12 protein-coding genes are annotated in these 14911 nt (G+C 61.8%); 7 read left to right on the top strand and 5 right to left on the bottom strand.

The genetic code is table 11. The features are described 5' to 3' along the window. Positions 1-9 precede the first annotated feature (9 nt). Genes tssL through RAD15_RS00910 form a run of 5 tightly spaced genes read right to left on the bottom strand, consistent with a single transcriptional unit; the run spans position 10 to position 6740 of the window. On the bottom strand, positions 10-1539 hold the full coding sequence (gene tssL, locus RAD15_RS00930) for a type VI secretion system protein TssL, long form (protein WP_458173468.1): 1530 nt from the start codon (positions 1537-1539) through the stop codon (positions 10-12). After that, entirely contained in the window at positions 1536-2873 is a 1338-nt protein-coding gene (tssK, locus tag RAD15_RS00925; protein WP_458173466.1) for a type VI secretion system baseplate subunit TssK, read from the bottom strand. The genes tssL and tssK overlap by 4 nt, the downstream gene beginning before the upstream one ends. Positions 2874-2922: 49 nt before the next feature. After that, entirely contained in the window at positions 2923-4290 is a 1368-nt protein-coding gene (gene tagH / locus RAD15_RS00920) for a type VI secretion system-associated FHA domain protein TagH (protein WP_458173464.1), read from the bottom strand. 12 nt (positions 4291-4302) lie between these two features. Beyond that, positions 4303-4866 (bottom strand): DUF6931 family protein, encoded by a 564-nt coding sequence (locus RAD15_RS00915; protein WP_458173463.1) that lies wholly within the window; start codon positions 4864-4866, stop codon positions 4303-4305. 5 nt (positions 4867-4871) lie between these two features. After that, positions 4872-6740, bottom strand: coding sequence for a type VI secretion system Vgr family protein (locus tag RAD15_RS00910; protein WP_458174963.1), 1869 nt, complete (start codon positions 6738-6740; stop codon positions 4872-4874). 292 nt (positions 6741-7032) lie between these two features. Here RAD15_RS00910 and RAD15_RS00905 point away from each other — a divergent pair, with 292 nt between their 5' ends. From RAD15_RS00905 to tssG, 7 genes are all read left to right on the top strand, one after another. After that, positions 7033-8397 carry a type VI secretion system protein TssA gene (locus RAD15_RS00905; protein WP_458173461.1) on the top strand — a complete coding sequence of 455 codons (1365 nt, stop codon included), beginning with the start codon at positions 7033-7035 and terminating at the stop codon, positions 8395-8397. 122 nt (positions 8398-8519) lie between these two features. Further along, positions 8520-9047, top strand: a complete 528-nt coding sequence (tssB, locus tag RAD15_RS00900) for a type VI secretion system contractile sheath small subunit (protein WP_458173459.1) — start codon at positions 8520-8522, stop codon at positions 9045-9047. A 17-nt stretch (positions 9048-9064) separates the two neighbouring features. Further along, a complete protein-coding gene (gene tssC / locus RAD15_RS00895; RefSeq protein ID WP_458173457.1) occupies positions 9065-10567 on the top strand; it encodes a type VI secretion system contractile sheath large subunit in 1503 nt (500 codons plus the stop codon). A 50-nt stretch (positions 10568-10617) separates the two neighbouring features. Further along, positions 10618-11103 (top strand): Hcp family type VI secretion system effector, encoded by a 486-nt coding sequence (locus RAD15_RS00890; protein ID WP_458173455.1) that lies wholly within the window; start codon positions 10618-10620, stop codon positions 11101-11103. A gap of 183 nt (positions 11104-11286) precedes the next feature. Next, on the top strand, positions 11287-11835 hold the full coding sequence (gene tssE, locus RAD15_RS00885) for a type VI secretion system baseplate subunit TssE (protein WP_458174961.1): 549 nt from the start codon (positions 11287-11289) through the stop codon (positions 11833-11835). A 1-nt stretch (position 11836) separates the two neighbouring features. Further along, positions 11837-13804 carry a type VI secretion system baseplate subunit TssF gene (tssF, locus tag RAD15_RS00880; RefSeq protein ID WP_458173453.1) on the top strand — a complete coding sequence of 656 codons (1968 nt, stop codon included), beginning with the start codon at positions 11837-11839 and terminating at the stop codon, positions 13802-13804. Beyond that, positions 13768-14832, top strand: coding sequence for a type VI secretion system baseplate subunit TssG (gene tssG, locus RAD15_RS00875; protein ID WP_458173451.1), 1065 nt, complete (start codon positions 13768-13770; stop codon positions 14830-14832). Before tssF ends, tssG begins: the two co-directional genes overlap by 37 nt. Positions 14833-14911 lie beyond the last annotated feature (79 nt).

Here is a 14911-nt window from a genome sequence, read left to right as displayed (position 1 = left end):
GGCGTCCGCCTATTCGCTGCGTTCGATAAAGATCTCAACGCGCCGATTCTTGGCGCGTCCCTCAGGTGTCGTATTGGTGGCGATTGCCGCATCGGCTCCCTTGCCTTCGACATCGAGGCGCGAGCCATCCGTCAGGCCAGGCTTCAGTGCGGCGGCAACCGCCTTGGCGCGCTCGACCGACAACTCGAAGTTCGAAGGGAAGCGCACCGTGCGGATCGGCGAGCTGTCGGTATGGCCGACGACCCGGATTCGTCCCGGCTCCTTGTCGAGGGTTGCGGCGACGCGGGCCGCAACCGGCTTGAAGCCGTCGAGGAGTGTGGCCTGGCCCGACGCGAACAATGCGAGGTCACAGACCCTGATCACAATGAAGCTCGCGGTCTGATCCGCCGTCATGGCACAGGCCGTATTCTCCTTCGCGAGCGCGTTGCGGATACGCTGCAACTGGGTGATGCGGTCCGGTGGCGGCGGTGGTGGCGGCGGTGGCGGTGGCGCAACCACCCGGCGCTTGAGCTCGATCGGGTCGCCCGGATGGAGCGCGAGAGCCACCTCGGCGGCATTCTCTGCCCGGCCGGCGAGGAACGTCCGCAGGACGAAATAGGACCCGGTCAGCAGCGCGGCAACGACGGCCGCGACCAGCCAGACGGGAACACGCAGGCGCTGCCGGCGGCCAGCCAGCGCCTGCCCGCGCCAGTTGGGCGACAGGTCGCTCATTGTCTTGGGCCGGACCCGGCGCAGCAATTCATAGAGGTTGCGCTGGATCACCTGCAGGTTCGCAAGTCCGCCCGCTGAGGTACGGTGAAGACCCTGGAATCCGAGCGCAAGGCAGGCGTGTTGAAGCTCGAGCACCGGATAGTTAACCAGCGGATCAACCTTCAGATGGTCAAGGATCTCGAAAAAACGGACGCCGCCGACCCGCTCGCCGAAGAAACGGCTGAGCATCGAGTATTGGGTCCAGACGTGGCGCTCCTCGGTCGGGATGTGCTGCACGATATCGTCGGCGGTGGCGCACAGGATATATTTCGCGGTGTTGGCCTGGTGCTCGGAAATGCCCGCTGAACGGATATCCTTCTCGAAGAATTTGATGGCGTCGGCGACCTGGTCCATCAGGCTCGCGAACGACGCACGCATGAGCGCCACCCGCAAGCGGCCGAGCAACTGCAGCAACGGGCCCGCAGCGCGCATCACCGGATTGGCATTTGGCGCAACAAGATCGTCGACACGCAACGGCGGCCCCGGCAGCATCGGTTGCTGCGCCTGGGCTTGCGCAGGTGTCGAGATCCATTCCTCAGTCGGATGGCTGACCGGCGCCGCAGCGTAGCTCGAGCCCTGCGGGACGGGGGAAAAGGATGACGGCGACGCTGGCGCGGGCGCGCCGGGAGAAGGCACCGGCGATGGCGAATAGCCGGGTCGTGGCGCAGGTCCCTCGCCCGGAGGAGGCTGAGAGGTCGGCGCCGGCGGCAACTTCCCGCCGGGGTTGGGACGGATGATCGTCCGTTCGCCCCGACCGAAAGGATTGACCGGCTTGTCCCTGTCGCTCATGGCCTGTCTTCCAGGATAGCCCAAAGGTACAGCTCAAGCTCCGGCCAGTCGCCGGAAAAATGCATCCCGATCGAGGCCGCCGAGCTGAACTCGGGCCATAGCGGCGACTTGCGGTCGAGATAGAAATAGACGTGATCCGTGATGGCCCGGATGTGCGGCGGCGGGGTCGGCAAGTGCACCAGTGTCAACCCCGGCAGGTTTGCATGCACGATCTCGTTCATCTTGGTGTTCGGCCCGACCTTGAACAGGTGCGGGAAATCGTTCTGGATCTCCACGAGCGGCCGCCGCGCGGCAACCTCCAGCACCAACGTCGCATTTCGGAACAGCGCCCGATCGCGGATCGGCGATACGAACGCGTTCTGCGCGCGCTCGATGATCTCCAGGCGGATCGCCCGTCGGCCCAGCCGCGCGCTCAAGAAATCCTGGATGTCGCTCACCAAGGGCGTGAAGATGTTTTCGAGATCGTCGTGATCGTACGCCGGGTAGTTGCGCGCGCGCCTTTCCGCCGTGGCAAATGTCGCAAGTTCACCCGCGAATCTCAGCAACTCCTCGTACAGCCGCTCGGGATGCACGCTGCCGGACCGCTGGAAATGGGTCAGCACTGGAATCGTACGATTCAGCACTTGCAGCACCAGATAGTCGACGCTCTGCAAGCCGCCACCGGACGACGGATCGACTGCATAACGCGCCAGTTCATCGAGCTTGGTCTCGACCCAGCCGATGATGCGATTGAGCCAGCCGTCGATGATCGGATGTGCGGCGCAGACCAGCATCGGCGGCACGAACTTGTCGTCGAACAGGATGTTCCTGTCGCGCACCTCCAGAATGCGCGCGATACCGAGGCCCATGTATCCGGGCTTGCTGGTCTTGCGCAATTCGAACGACAGCCTGGGATAAGCGATGTCGATCTCTTCCTCGATGCGCAGCGCCGAGGTCGAATCGATGAAGGTTTCCGAAGTACGAACATAACGACTGGCACTGTCGGTGCGGTCCTCATCGACCTCGCGCGTGTTTGGCGCCGCGACCGGCATCATCAGCCAGACGATCTGGCCTGCGGCCGAATCCGGCACTTCGATCGCTTCCGGAATCGGACTGTCCGCAGGAATATCGAACGGCGTTCCGTCCGGCATGACGCCGGATGCATTGCGCACCGCGAATTTGCTCTGTTCGGCAAGATCCTTGTCGATCTGGAGCTGGGCAAACCCCCAGGGGTATGGCGTTGTGTAGCGAACCCGTTTTTCCAGCAAATGTTCGATGTAGCGATCGCTCTGCTGCAGATGATGCGGTCGCAGAAACAGACCTTCTGACCAGAAAACCTTGCTGTACCAAGACATTCTTGCATCCACTTAACAATTTGTCGGCGACCGTGTGATCGCCGATAGTTCATTTTGACTCGGCCTTGTCGGCGCGGTCGTAGTAGTCCGAGAAATGCAACATAAAGGTATCGATGGGCGCGCTGTTGTCGCGGCCGAGATGCGCCTTCCAGCGCGTCAGGAATTCGTCCCAGAGTTTGCTCTTGTTGGTGCCGAGCCAGGAGCTTGCGCCGCGCTGAAGCTCGAGCTCGCGCGCCATCAGCGTCGGATCGATACCGGCGATCAGCTCATGGACAGCATGCTGCATCGCCATGTACGTCTTCAACTGATGTGATTTGAGGTCACTGAAACCCTGCGTGAAGGCGCGTTGCGCGTCGAGGTAACTTCGCGTCGGCGGTCCGAACAAGATGCGCATCGCCTCTTGCGAGGTCGGCGAGAATTTCAGCGGATTGTTCTCGATGGCCTGGACGGTGGTCTGGCTGGTGCTGCGGGTCAGCTGCTTGGCCTGTGTTCGCGCCTGCAGCAGCGCCATCAGATTATCCACGGTCATGCGCAAGATGATGCCAAGCTGTTCAGCAAGTTCGGCATCGGTCTTGTTGGCAAAGAAATGGTCCGGCAATCCGGCCGCGCGTGCCACCAGCCGCGCGAAGTCGGTGCCGCCCACTGGCTTGGCGGTGACGGGCCCTTCGCCTGTCGCCTGCACCGGGCGCGGCGGCTCAACGGGCGGCGGAGGTGGCCGGGCAGCCGCTGGTTCATCATCGGTCCACTCCGATGGGCGGCGCGGGGTCGGGATCGCGGGCGGTCGCTCGACATGCGATTTCGGCGCAGCGACTGGACCGGCTGCCCAGCTCATGTCGTCCCGTACCGACGGCTGGTACGGAGGCATCGGCGATGAACGTCGAACTGGATCCGCACCCGGCGCCGGAACGCTCGCCGCCCAATCCAGAAACTCCGGATTGACGGGCCGCGCAACCTCGCGTGGCTTCCTCAATTGTTGCGGATCGATCGGCGGCGGCACGTCACGATCAGCCGCCCAGAGTTCCCCATCGTCCGCGTGCTGTTGGACGAGGGGTGCGTGCGGCTGCACCTCATGGTTTGGGGTGGCGCGCCCACCAGCCTCATCCTCCAGCGAAACCGCGATGATGTAATGACCGATGGTGAGACGGTCGCCGTCGCGCAGGCGGTGCGGCCCCCGCATGCGCTGGTCGGCGCCATTGAGAAAGGTGCCGTTGGTCGAGACGTCGTGCAGCCAGTAGCCGCCGTCGCGAAAGTGAACCTCGCAATGCTTGCCCGAAATCATCCGCGCCGGATCCGGCAGCGTCCAGTCGAGATGACGGTCCCGGCCAATATCGACCGAACGCCTGCCGGTGACCGAAAATGATACAGGGCCGCCGTCGGGAAGGTTCGGTTCGTTCTCGATATTAAAGCGAAGCACCATCACATCGTCTCGTTAGCGTGAAGGGCGCGGTTCGCCGCGTGCCAACTGAATACCATCCTCCAGGCATGCCGTCATTATCCGGTCGCGGGAGTCACGGGGAAGCCGGCACAGGCCGATCAGCAGGGCTGCACGCACCGCCCGCGCGGTTTGATCGGGCTTGGCTTCGACCGGGGCAAATTCCGCGGGAACCACACTTCCGCCGGACCAGCCGGCCGCCAGCGCCAGCCATGTCGCCGGCTGCTCGGGATCGTTGGCATTGCCGACGGCCAGCGCCTTGTTCCGGGATTGCTCGTCCGGTTGCCGGACCCAAGTCTCCACGAAGTTCAGCGACCTGCTATCGTTGGCGTCGAAATGATCGAACATCCGTCGCAACGAGCGACATCCCCAGGCGACGGCCACGCGCCTGGGCAGCAGATAGGCGCAGAAAGATACGGCCTGGTGCCAGTTGCGCGCATCCGCGGCCTCCTGAAGGAAATCCAGCGAAGGCTTGTCGGGGTCGGCCTTGCCGACATCACAGCGCGCCAAGGGATAGACTTGAAGCAGATCCTGAACCGTGCCGAACCGAGCCTGGCCCATGACCGTCAACCGACAAGGGTTGGAGTGCCGTGGGCGGCAAGCGGACCACCGGCTGCAAGCGCCATGGCGGCTTGCGCAGTCATGGATATCGTCGGCGCGTTAATGACGATGCCCCCCGGGGTCAGGATGATCTGGCTGGGACCAACCTGCAGGGTGATGTTGGCATTGGCCGTGAGCGTGATGCTGATGCCGGCATCGACAGACTGATCCATGGCCAGCGTGATGTGTTGACCGCCCAGTTCGATATCGAGCTTGTCATTGCCGTTCTTGAGCGTGGTCTTGCGGGTGTCGCCACCGAATGCGGCTTCGCCGATGGTCCGTGTCTCGGTATCGCGAACCGTCACGTCGTGGTCCTTCTCGGCATGCACCGTGATCCTCTCGGATCCCTTCTTGTCCTCGAAGTTCCACTCGTTGAAGCCGCCGCCACCTTTGGTGGAGTCCGACTTCAACCCCGCAATCGTCTTCTTCGACGGCAGATCGTAGGGCAGCTTGTATTCGTCGTTGTACACCGTGCCGATCACCAGGGGCCGGTCCGGATCCCCTTCCAGGAATTCGACGACCACTTCCTGTCCGACGCGCGGAATGATCTGGCCGCCCCAGCGCTTGCCCGACCAAACCTGGGCTACGCGCAGCCGGCACGACCGCTTTTTCTTTCGATCCCAGAAAAAGCGGACATAAATTTCGCCAAGCGATTCGACGTCGATTTCCTCGCTCGAATTGTCGTCCTTGGTCACCACCTTGGCCGTCTGGATGCCGTTGATCCTTGGCTTCGGCGTCATCATCAGCGCTCGAAACGGCCGATCACTCGGCAGGAACTCGTAGCTGCCGAAATAGACGTGTTGCCCGGCGTCGCTGGGACCGCCGGTGCGATAGGATTCGATCGACAACGAATGGGTGGCTCGCGCCACAAGATATTCGACGTTCTGCGAGTCCTTGGAGTGCTTTTCGAGCTTCGTCAGGCCGCCGGGGAACAGGTTGGCGGCGTCGCCATTGCCGCGGCGCCGCCGATCCATCGCCTGCTCGGCCTGGAGTTGGATCTTCGCGTAGCGCTCGCCATCGGATTTTTCCTTGAACTTGCCGGGATAGTCGTAAAACTCCATCTCCGACCGGGTGTATTGCTCGGAGCCCTTGGCATCGCTGATCATCTGCGCGTTGGGCTTCTGATAATTGTAATCGTTGAGCTCGATTTTCCCGGTGCGAAACCGGCGCTCCGCGACCCATTCGTAGATATGCTGTTCACCGCGACGGTCGGCTCCCGTCAGCGGGATGTAGGGAATCGTGGCAAGACCGCTGATCGGGCTGTGCGACGATTTGGAGTCGGCCAGCACCAGCGTGTGCTTGCCGCCCTCATGCTTGAAGAAATAGTAGATGCCGTGCTGCTCCATCAGCCGACAAACAAAATTCAGGTCGGTCTCGCGGTACTGAACGCAATATTCGAGTTTCGGACAGGAGCCCTCTTCGGTCAGCTTGGATTCATAGTCGGTGAAACCGCGTTCATTGAAGACATCCTTGATGATATCGGGCGCCTTCTTGTCCTGAAAGATCCGGCAATCGGTGGTGCGGGACAACAGCCACAGCCAAGGCCTCAGGACGATGCGGTAGCTGAAATAGTCGTTCTTCACCCCGAGCCACTGGGCTTCCGTCAGAATGCCGCTGAACTCGCGCTCCTTTCCATGCAGCTTGATGGTCAGTGTGCACTGCTGGCCGATCGCACGGTCAAAGTCCAGATCGGCATCTTCGCTGAGACACTCGATGCGATATTCGAACAGTTCGCTGAGACCTTCCGAGCCCTCGAATCCGACAAAAACCAAAACGTCCTTGCCGAGAGGCGTCTTGAGTTCGCAGAGGCGGGTATCCTGGGTAAGCTGGCCCATGTGGGCGTTAAACTCCCTGGCTAACCACATGATCGGCTGCAAAGAGCAGATCAGGCGTCGTGCAAGAACCACAGAAAACCTGCCCGCCACTGGCAGTGCCGGCAAGTCCGCACCGGGCTGAGCCTCCTGACACGCCACAGCCGTCCAAAGAACCACCCCGGCCTTCAAGTAGTCGGCTCCAAGAGCTTGCCGGTTCACGCGAAAATGTCATGATCGCCGGGAATGAACCGAGACCGGCGGGCATCTGACCCATAAGGTAATCGGATCATGATCCCCCTTCGTGATCCGCCAGATGTCGCGGGCTCGGCAGAAGGGCCATGGCCGAGCAGAGGATGATCCTCGCATGCTTGATGTCGCCTCCCTGACGCAGCCTATAGCCGCCGACGATCCCTGTGGGCCGGACCTCGATGCCATCGGGGACGTCCAATATCTCAACTTCTTCGCAAGTGCGGAATCCCTGCTGCCGATGTCTTTCTTCGAAGTCGTCAACGCCAACGGAGAGCGCGGACGCTTCGATCCGAAGGCGGTCGATTTTGCCGGCCAGCTTGCGGCCGCGCAGCCCCTTCTGGCGCGCACCCGCGATCTGCGTCTGAACCTGCTGCTGGCCAAGTTTTCCATCCTCAACCGCGATCTCGACGGCTTTCTCAGCTGCCTGAAGGCGACCAACTTGCTGCTGCGCGAGCAGTGGGAAGCCGTGCATCCGAGGGGCGAGGACGGGGACTATGCGCTTCGCGCCGTCACGGTCGAGGCGATCGACGTGTTTCCGACCGTGATCAACCCGCTCCAATTCCTTCCCCTGATCGAGAACCGCAGGCACGGAAGCCTCAACTACCGTGCCTATCAGGTTGCCAAGGGCGAAATTCCAGCCGGTGATGCCGACATCGACGGCCCCGACCTCGCGACCATCGAGCGCATCGTCGGCGAGACGGACCTCGACACTCTGAAGGCCGCCAGCGCGCGATGCTCCGCGGTCGCCGCCGAACTTGCAGGCATCAAGGTGACTTGGCACGAAAAGTTGAACTCGGGGCAACCCATCAGCCTCGACAGGCTCTCCAGCCTGGTTAACGGCATGACCGCTTGGCTTGCCGGCCTTGTCACCGCGCGTGATCCGCACGCGATCGCGGCGCCTACGGAAGATGCCGCTCCCGTCGACGCACAAATGCCGCTGGACACGACTGGCGCGCTGGCCTCGTCGGCGCAGGCCTCCGCAGCGCTTGCCGCGGCGGCCGACTATTTTGCTCGAATGGAACCATCCAACCCCGCGCTGCTGCTGGTGCGTCAGGCGCAGGAGATGGTCGGCAAATCATTCATCGAGGTGATGCGGATGCTGGTGCCGTCCCACGTGGAAAGTGCTGCGATCAACATTGGGCGCGACAAGGTGTTCGATCTGCCGATCGAACGACTGGCGGAACTCGCCACCTCGCCCTCATCCACAACCGAGAGCGACGCTCAAGATATTGTTCTTTCTGTAGAAAATCGGGCGCAGGCTTTGGGCCTGCTGCTGAAGGTCGCGTCGTTTTTTCGAACCGCGGAACCGTCCAGCCCAATCCCGTTTTTGGTCGACCGCGCGCGCGATCTCGCGCAACGAGACTTCCTCAGCCTTTTGAATGACGTCCTGCCCGAGGGCGCGCTGAAGACAATCGACAAGTCGCATTGAACCCGCCTTTCGCTCGACAGGACTAACTGGACATAAGGAAGCTTTGCCGACCGTGAGCTGAGGCGCCTTGTCACCCTGCCTCGCGCAATCGGCTTCCAAAGCGATTTCGTAGAGAGGGAACCATGGCTACGGACAGCGGTCAAAAATTCATTCGGCGAAACCGCGCACCGCGCGTGCACATCACATACGAAGATCCCTACGACGCCGAACGGCTGATCGAACTGCCGTTCGTGATGGGCGTCCTCTCGGACCTTTCCGGCAACAATCCCGGCGTCGAGAAGACGAAGGTCGAGGAACGCAAGTTTCTCGAGTTCGACATGGATAATTTCGACAACCGAATGGCGGCGATCCAGCCCGGCATGACGGCGCGCGTCGCCAATCGCCTCAGCGACGGATCCGACGAAAAGATCTCGGTCAATCTGCGCTTCAACAAGATGGCCGACTTCACGCCGGTGGCCGTCGCCCGCCAGGTGCCGGCTACGGCCAAGCTGCTCGAGGCACGCGAACAACTCGCCAACCTGCTGCGCTACATGGATGGCAAGGTGGCCGCCGAGGATCAGCTGAAAAAACTTCTCGCCGATCCTCAACTGATGGCCGCACTGCGGGAGCGCGCGACGAGCCAGTCTGCCGAACCCGACACCGAGAACTAAGGGAAGGAATGGGGACCATGGCAAAAGAAGCTGCTCAAAAAGGGACCACCACTCAGGTCGGGACAGTCGAGGCCGACGAGTTTTCCGCTCTGCTGAAGCAAAGCTTCAAGCCGCGCACTGAACGTGCAGCGACCGAAGTCGAGAACGCGGTATCCACGCTCGTTCAAGAAGCGCTGAAGGACACGAGCGTCATCAAGTCGGACGTGCTCGACACCATCGAGGAGATGATCGCGCGGATCGACCAGAAGCTGACCGCGCAGATGAACGAGATCATTCACGCTCCCGAGTTCCAGGCGATCGAAAGTGCCTGGCGGGGTCTCCACTACCTTGTCTTCAATTCGGAGACCGACGCCAACCTCAAGATCCGGGTGATGAACGTCTCCAAGAGCGAGCTGTATCGCAATCTGCGGCTTTATCCCGATGCGCGCTGGGACCAGAGTCCGTTGTTCAAGCAGATCTACGAGTACGAATTCGGCCAGTTGGGCGGCGAGCCGTTCGGCTGCCTGATCGGCGACTACTACTTCAGCCACCTTCCCACCGACGTGCAGTTGCTGCGCGATCTCAGCAAGGTCGCGGGCGCCGCACACGCCCCCTTCTTCAGCGGCGCCGAGCCCACGCTGATGGGAATGGATTCGTGGACCGAGCTGTCCAACCCTCGCGACATCGGCAAGGTGTTCGACACACCGGAATATGCCGCATGGAAGGGACTGCGCGATCAGGACGACTCGCGCTATCTCGGCTTGTGCATGCCGCGCGCGCTGGGTCGTCTCCCCTACGGCGCGAAATCGGAGCCCGTGGAAGAGTTCGCCTTCGAGGAGGAGACGGACGGACACACCGGTGACAAATACGGCTGGATCAACGCCGCCTATGCGATGGCGGTCAACATCAACCGAGCCTTCAAGGAGTTCGGCTGGTGCACTCGCATCCGCGGCGTGCAGTCCGGCGGCGAGGTCATCAACCTGCCGACACACACATTCCCGACCGACGACGGTGGCGTCGACCTGAAATGCCCCACCGAGATCGCCATCAGTGATCGCCGTGAGCACGAACTGGCAAAGGCGGGCCTCATACCGCTGATCCATCGCAAGAACACCGACAAGGCCGCCTTCATCGGCGCCCAGTCGCTCTACAAGCCGAAGAAGTACTTCGGCGAAAAGGGCGTGGATGCAACCGCGTCCGACAACCTGTCGTCACGTCTGCCCTACATGTTCGCAGTGTCCCGCTTTGCGCACTATCTGAAGTGCATGGTTCGCGACAAGATCGGATCCATGAAGGAGAAGGATGAGCTGACGGTCTGGCTGCAGACTTGGATCAACGAGTACGTTGATGCCAACCCAGCCCTGTCGTCAGAAGCTCAGAAAGCGCGCAAGCCTCTGGCCGCTGCGAAGGTGGAGGTCATAGCAAACGAGGAGAACCCGGGATATTACAACGCGCGCTTCTTTCTTCGTCCACACTTTCAATTGGAGGCGATGGACGTCGGCCTCAGTCTGGTTTCACGCCTGCCGGGCCCCAGCTCCTGACGCGGCAACATCGCAACCGTAAACATGCAGAAATTTGAGAGGACCATGCTATGGCCGTCGACATTTTCCTGAAGCTCGATCCGATCAAGGGCGAGTCGCTGGACGACAAGCACAAGGACGAAATCGATATTTTGAGCTGGTCGTTTGGCGAGAGCCAGACCGGCACTTTCCACAGCGGCTCGGGCGGCGGCGCCGGCAAGGTCAGCGTCCAGGATCTCCACTTCACGCACTTCGTCGACAAGGCCACGCCCGAACTGTTCAAGGTCTGCGCGAACGGCAAGCATATCGACAGCGCGATCCTGACGGTCCGCAAGGCCGGCGAACACCCGCTGGAATATCTCAAGATCGAGATGAAGCAGGTTCTCGTCACCAGCGTATCGACGGGCGGATCGCACGGCGAAGATCGCCTTACCGAAAACGTGAGTCTGAACTTCGCTAAGGTCAAGATGACCTACAAGACCCAGACGGAGAAAGGCGGCGCCGGAGCTTCGCCGACGTTTGGCTGGGACGTTCCTGCGAACAAGGAATGGGCCTGATTATCGGTCCAACGCCTGGCGCCGGTTGCGAATAACGGAAACCGGCGCCAAACGGTGCGAATCCAATCGCACCTCTCGGCCGGGCCGGTTGCGAGCCCGACCGCCTGCTGAGACGACGTCACGTCGGACGCCAATGGGTGCCCCACGGAATTGCATGCGGCTCGGGCGTCATGGGAACCGAAAATGACCATTACACCAAAGCGGGATCGGCTCTCTCCCCCATTGATGCTGGCTTTTCGCGCGGCCTACGTAGCGCGCGATGCGCGCAAAAAGCTTAATCTGCGCAATGAGTTCGGCGAGCGGGTCATCGCCGGGCGGCGCAGCGCGGGCCGTTTTCCGATCTCGGAAACGTTGCTCAGGCGCGAGGTCTCTCATGACCTTGAAACGCTCCTCAACACCATTGCACTGGAATCCTCCTTGGACCTGAGCGGCCGGGATTACGTCCGAACATCAATCCTGAACTACGGATTCCCCGATATCGCCCACCGCTCGATCGACGAGGTCACGGACGACGAACTCACCGACGCGCTGCGCGCGACGCTGACGGCTTATGAACCAAGGCTCGATCGCAAGACGATCCGGGTCCGCCGCGACGGCTCGGTCGGCCCCGAGCAGCTCAAGCTGCGCTTCGTCGTTCACGCCGAGCTGAAGGCCGAGCCGCTCAACGTCCCCGTGGAATTCGTCGCCGACGTCGACCTCGACAGCGGCGATATCCAGATCAACCGACTTTAGCATGAACCGCGAATTCCTGGATTTCTACAATCGCGAGCTGTCACTGCTCTACGAGCAGGCAGGAGATTTCGCGGAAGAATATCCCGGCATCGCAGAGCGCCTCGGCGGCCTGATTAGGGATCGCTCAGATCCGATGATCACGGGGCTGCTGGAAGGTGCTGCGTTTCTCGCGGCCCGCGTTCAGCTCAAGCTCAAGCACGAATTCCCGGAATTCACCGCAAACCTGCTTGAGCAACTGGTTCCGAACTACCTTGCCCCCACCCCGTCGGCCATGCTGGTTACGGCACGGCCACCCTATGCCGACCCGGCGCTGCGCGACGGAAGGAAGATCGCACGCGGCGCCTATTTCGATGCCAGTTATCGTGAGAGAGAACGAAGTCTCGCCTGCCGATTTCGGCTCTGCCGCGAAATCGTACTCTGGCCGTTCGATGTCGCCGGCGCCGAATACTTCTCGACGGCGGGCGCGCTGCAGGCGCTCGGGATTCCGGTCGGCGGCGACGTCATCGCAGGGCTCAGGCTGTCGTTGACCCATCGTGCTGCGGCCCGGCTCGATGAGGAACTGTCGGACGCAGAGGCCCGAACGAAGCCGGAAACCTGGTTTGCCGGCTGCCGCATGAGCGAACTACCGATCTACCTGTCCGGCGCGGAATCCGACGCCATCGCGCTTTACGAGCAATTGATATCAAATTGCAGGGGCGTCTACTTCCGCCATCTCGACGAATTCGGTGATCCGGTGGTGACTCGGGCGCCCCATGACTGCGTGCAGCAAATCGGCTTCGACGAGAACGAAGCGCTCTTTCCCAACGACAACCGGGTCTTTCGCGGCTCGGAGTTGCTGCGGGAATATTTCATGTTTCCACGCAAGTTCCTCGGCATCAACCTGACGGGACTTCGCAGCGTGATGCCACGGCTGCGCAGCAAGTCGATCGACATCGTCTTCGCCTTCGACGAACACAGTTCACGGCTTGCCGCCGCGGTGCGTCCCGATACCTTCAGGCTCTATACGGCGCCGGCGATCAACCTGTTCGAGAAGACGAGCGATCGCATCCCCGTCAAGTCGAATACCCACGAATATCATGTGGTGCCTGATCGGAGTCGCTATCTCGAATACGAGCCGCAACAGGTACTCGAAGTCTACGCGCATTTTCCGGCAGAGAAGGACAAGCGGCCGGTGCGTCCGTTGTATTCGGCTGCCGTCAACCGGGCTAGCGGCTCGGTCGAGGGCCTTTATTTCACCGTCCGCCGGTTGCCCCGGCGCCGCACCGTGGAAGAGAAGACGTATGGCGCATCCTCCGACTACACCGGGACGGACATGTTCCTGTCACTGGTCGAGCCCGGTGAGCTGAGCGGCGAAGGTTCCGTCGCCGAACTCAGCGTCCGGGCGCTGTGCTCCAACCGGCATCTCACCGAGCACTTGCCGGTCGGTCAGGGCGGTGCCGATTTCCGCCTGCTGGACGATACCTCCCTTGACCTGATGTGTGTTGCGGGTCCCACTCGGCCGCGCGAGCCGGTAGTGGCCCAGTTGCGCAGCCGCAGCGAAATCGCCAACAGCGGAATTATCAGCTGGCGGCTGATCAACATGCTGAGCCTGAACTATCTTGGCCTCGTCGAGCGCGGTGGCGGCAAGAACGCCGGAGCGCTGCGCGAGATGCTGTCCTTGTTCGCCGACCAGTTCGACGACGCCACGGAACGCAAGATCCGCGGCGTGCGCAGCATAGAGAGCCGGCCCGTGGTGCGACGAGTGCGCGAGCGCTCCGGCAGCGGTGCAGCACGCGGCCTGGAGATCACCGTCACGCTCGACGAGAAAGCATTCGAAGGCAGCGGCGTGTTCTTGCTCGGTGCCGTGCTGGAGCGCTTCTTCGCCGACTATTCTGGCTTCAATACCTTCACACAGACGATCGTCTCGACGCCGGAGCGCGGCGAGATCATGCGGTGGCCGCCGCGCATGGGCACGCGGAGATCGCTATGACGCTGATCGAACAGATGAAGGCCGAGCCCTGGCGGTTCGATTTCTTCCATACGCTGCGCCAGCTTGAGCGCGCCAACCCGGATCGACCGCGGATCGGTGACAGTGCCGCGCGCCGCGAGGAGTATGTCGACCTCGGCCAGGCGCCTTATCTGGAGTTTCCCGCCTCCAACCTCTCGGCGGTCGACGACCAAGCTGGCCGGCTCAGGATCCTCGTCAAATTTCTCGGCCTTCTGGGGCCGCAAGGCGCGCTGCCGCTTGCCACCACTGATGAAAGCCTCAGCTGGTGGCTGATGCGGGATGACGCCTTTCCGCGTTTTCTCGACCTGCTCAACGGACGCTTCCTACAACTGTTCTTTCGCGCCTGGGCCGACGCGCGACCGATCGCGCAGCATGACCGGCCAGCGGAGGATCGTTTCATCGCCTATGTCGGCTCCTTCGCTGGCCTCGGCTCCGACGTTTTCGCCGATCGAGACACCGTACCGGACATGGCGAAGCTCAGCTTCGCCGGCCTGGTCGCCCCCAGGGCCAAGTGTGCGTCACGGTTGACGCGGTTCCTGCAGGGACTGTTCGACGTCAAGGTCGAGATCGACGAATTTGTCGGTACCTGGCTCTCGTTCGATCCAAATCACTGTAGCCGGCTCGGCGGGACCCATGCCAGGCTCGGTCGCGACGCCCTATTGGGCTCACGCGTGTTCAGCGTCGAGGACAAGATCAGGGTTCGAGTCTTCGTTAAGAATTTCACCCAGTACGAGCAGTTCCTGCCGACTGAAACGCGCAACTTGTCGGAGCCACTGGCTGATGCCGTGTTCTTCTACATCGGCGACGAGTTGGAATGGGAGGTGGAACTCGCGATTCCAGCGGGAGAGATCGTCCCAGTCAAGCTCGGACAGAGCGGACGACTTGGATGGACTACCTGGGTTTCGCCGAACTGGGCCTCCACGGAAGAATATCGCCGCGATGCCCGCTTTCAACTCGGCGAGCGCTTGAGGGCCCGGCGGAACGCCGAAGCCGATGCCGGAGCAATTTGAACCTATCTACTATGCCGTTCGCCTAACACTATGGGATTCGAAGCAATTTCCGCTTGGTGCCAGACATCGGCGGAGGAAT

This window comes from Bradyrhizobium sp. 14AA, from assembly GCF_054185205.1.
Note: the sequence above shows the minus strand (reverse complement) of the source record. Positions and strands in the feature narration are given on the sequence as shown.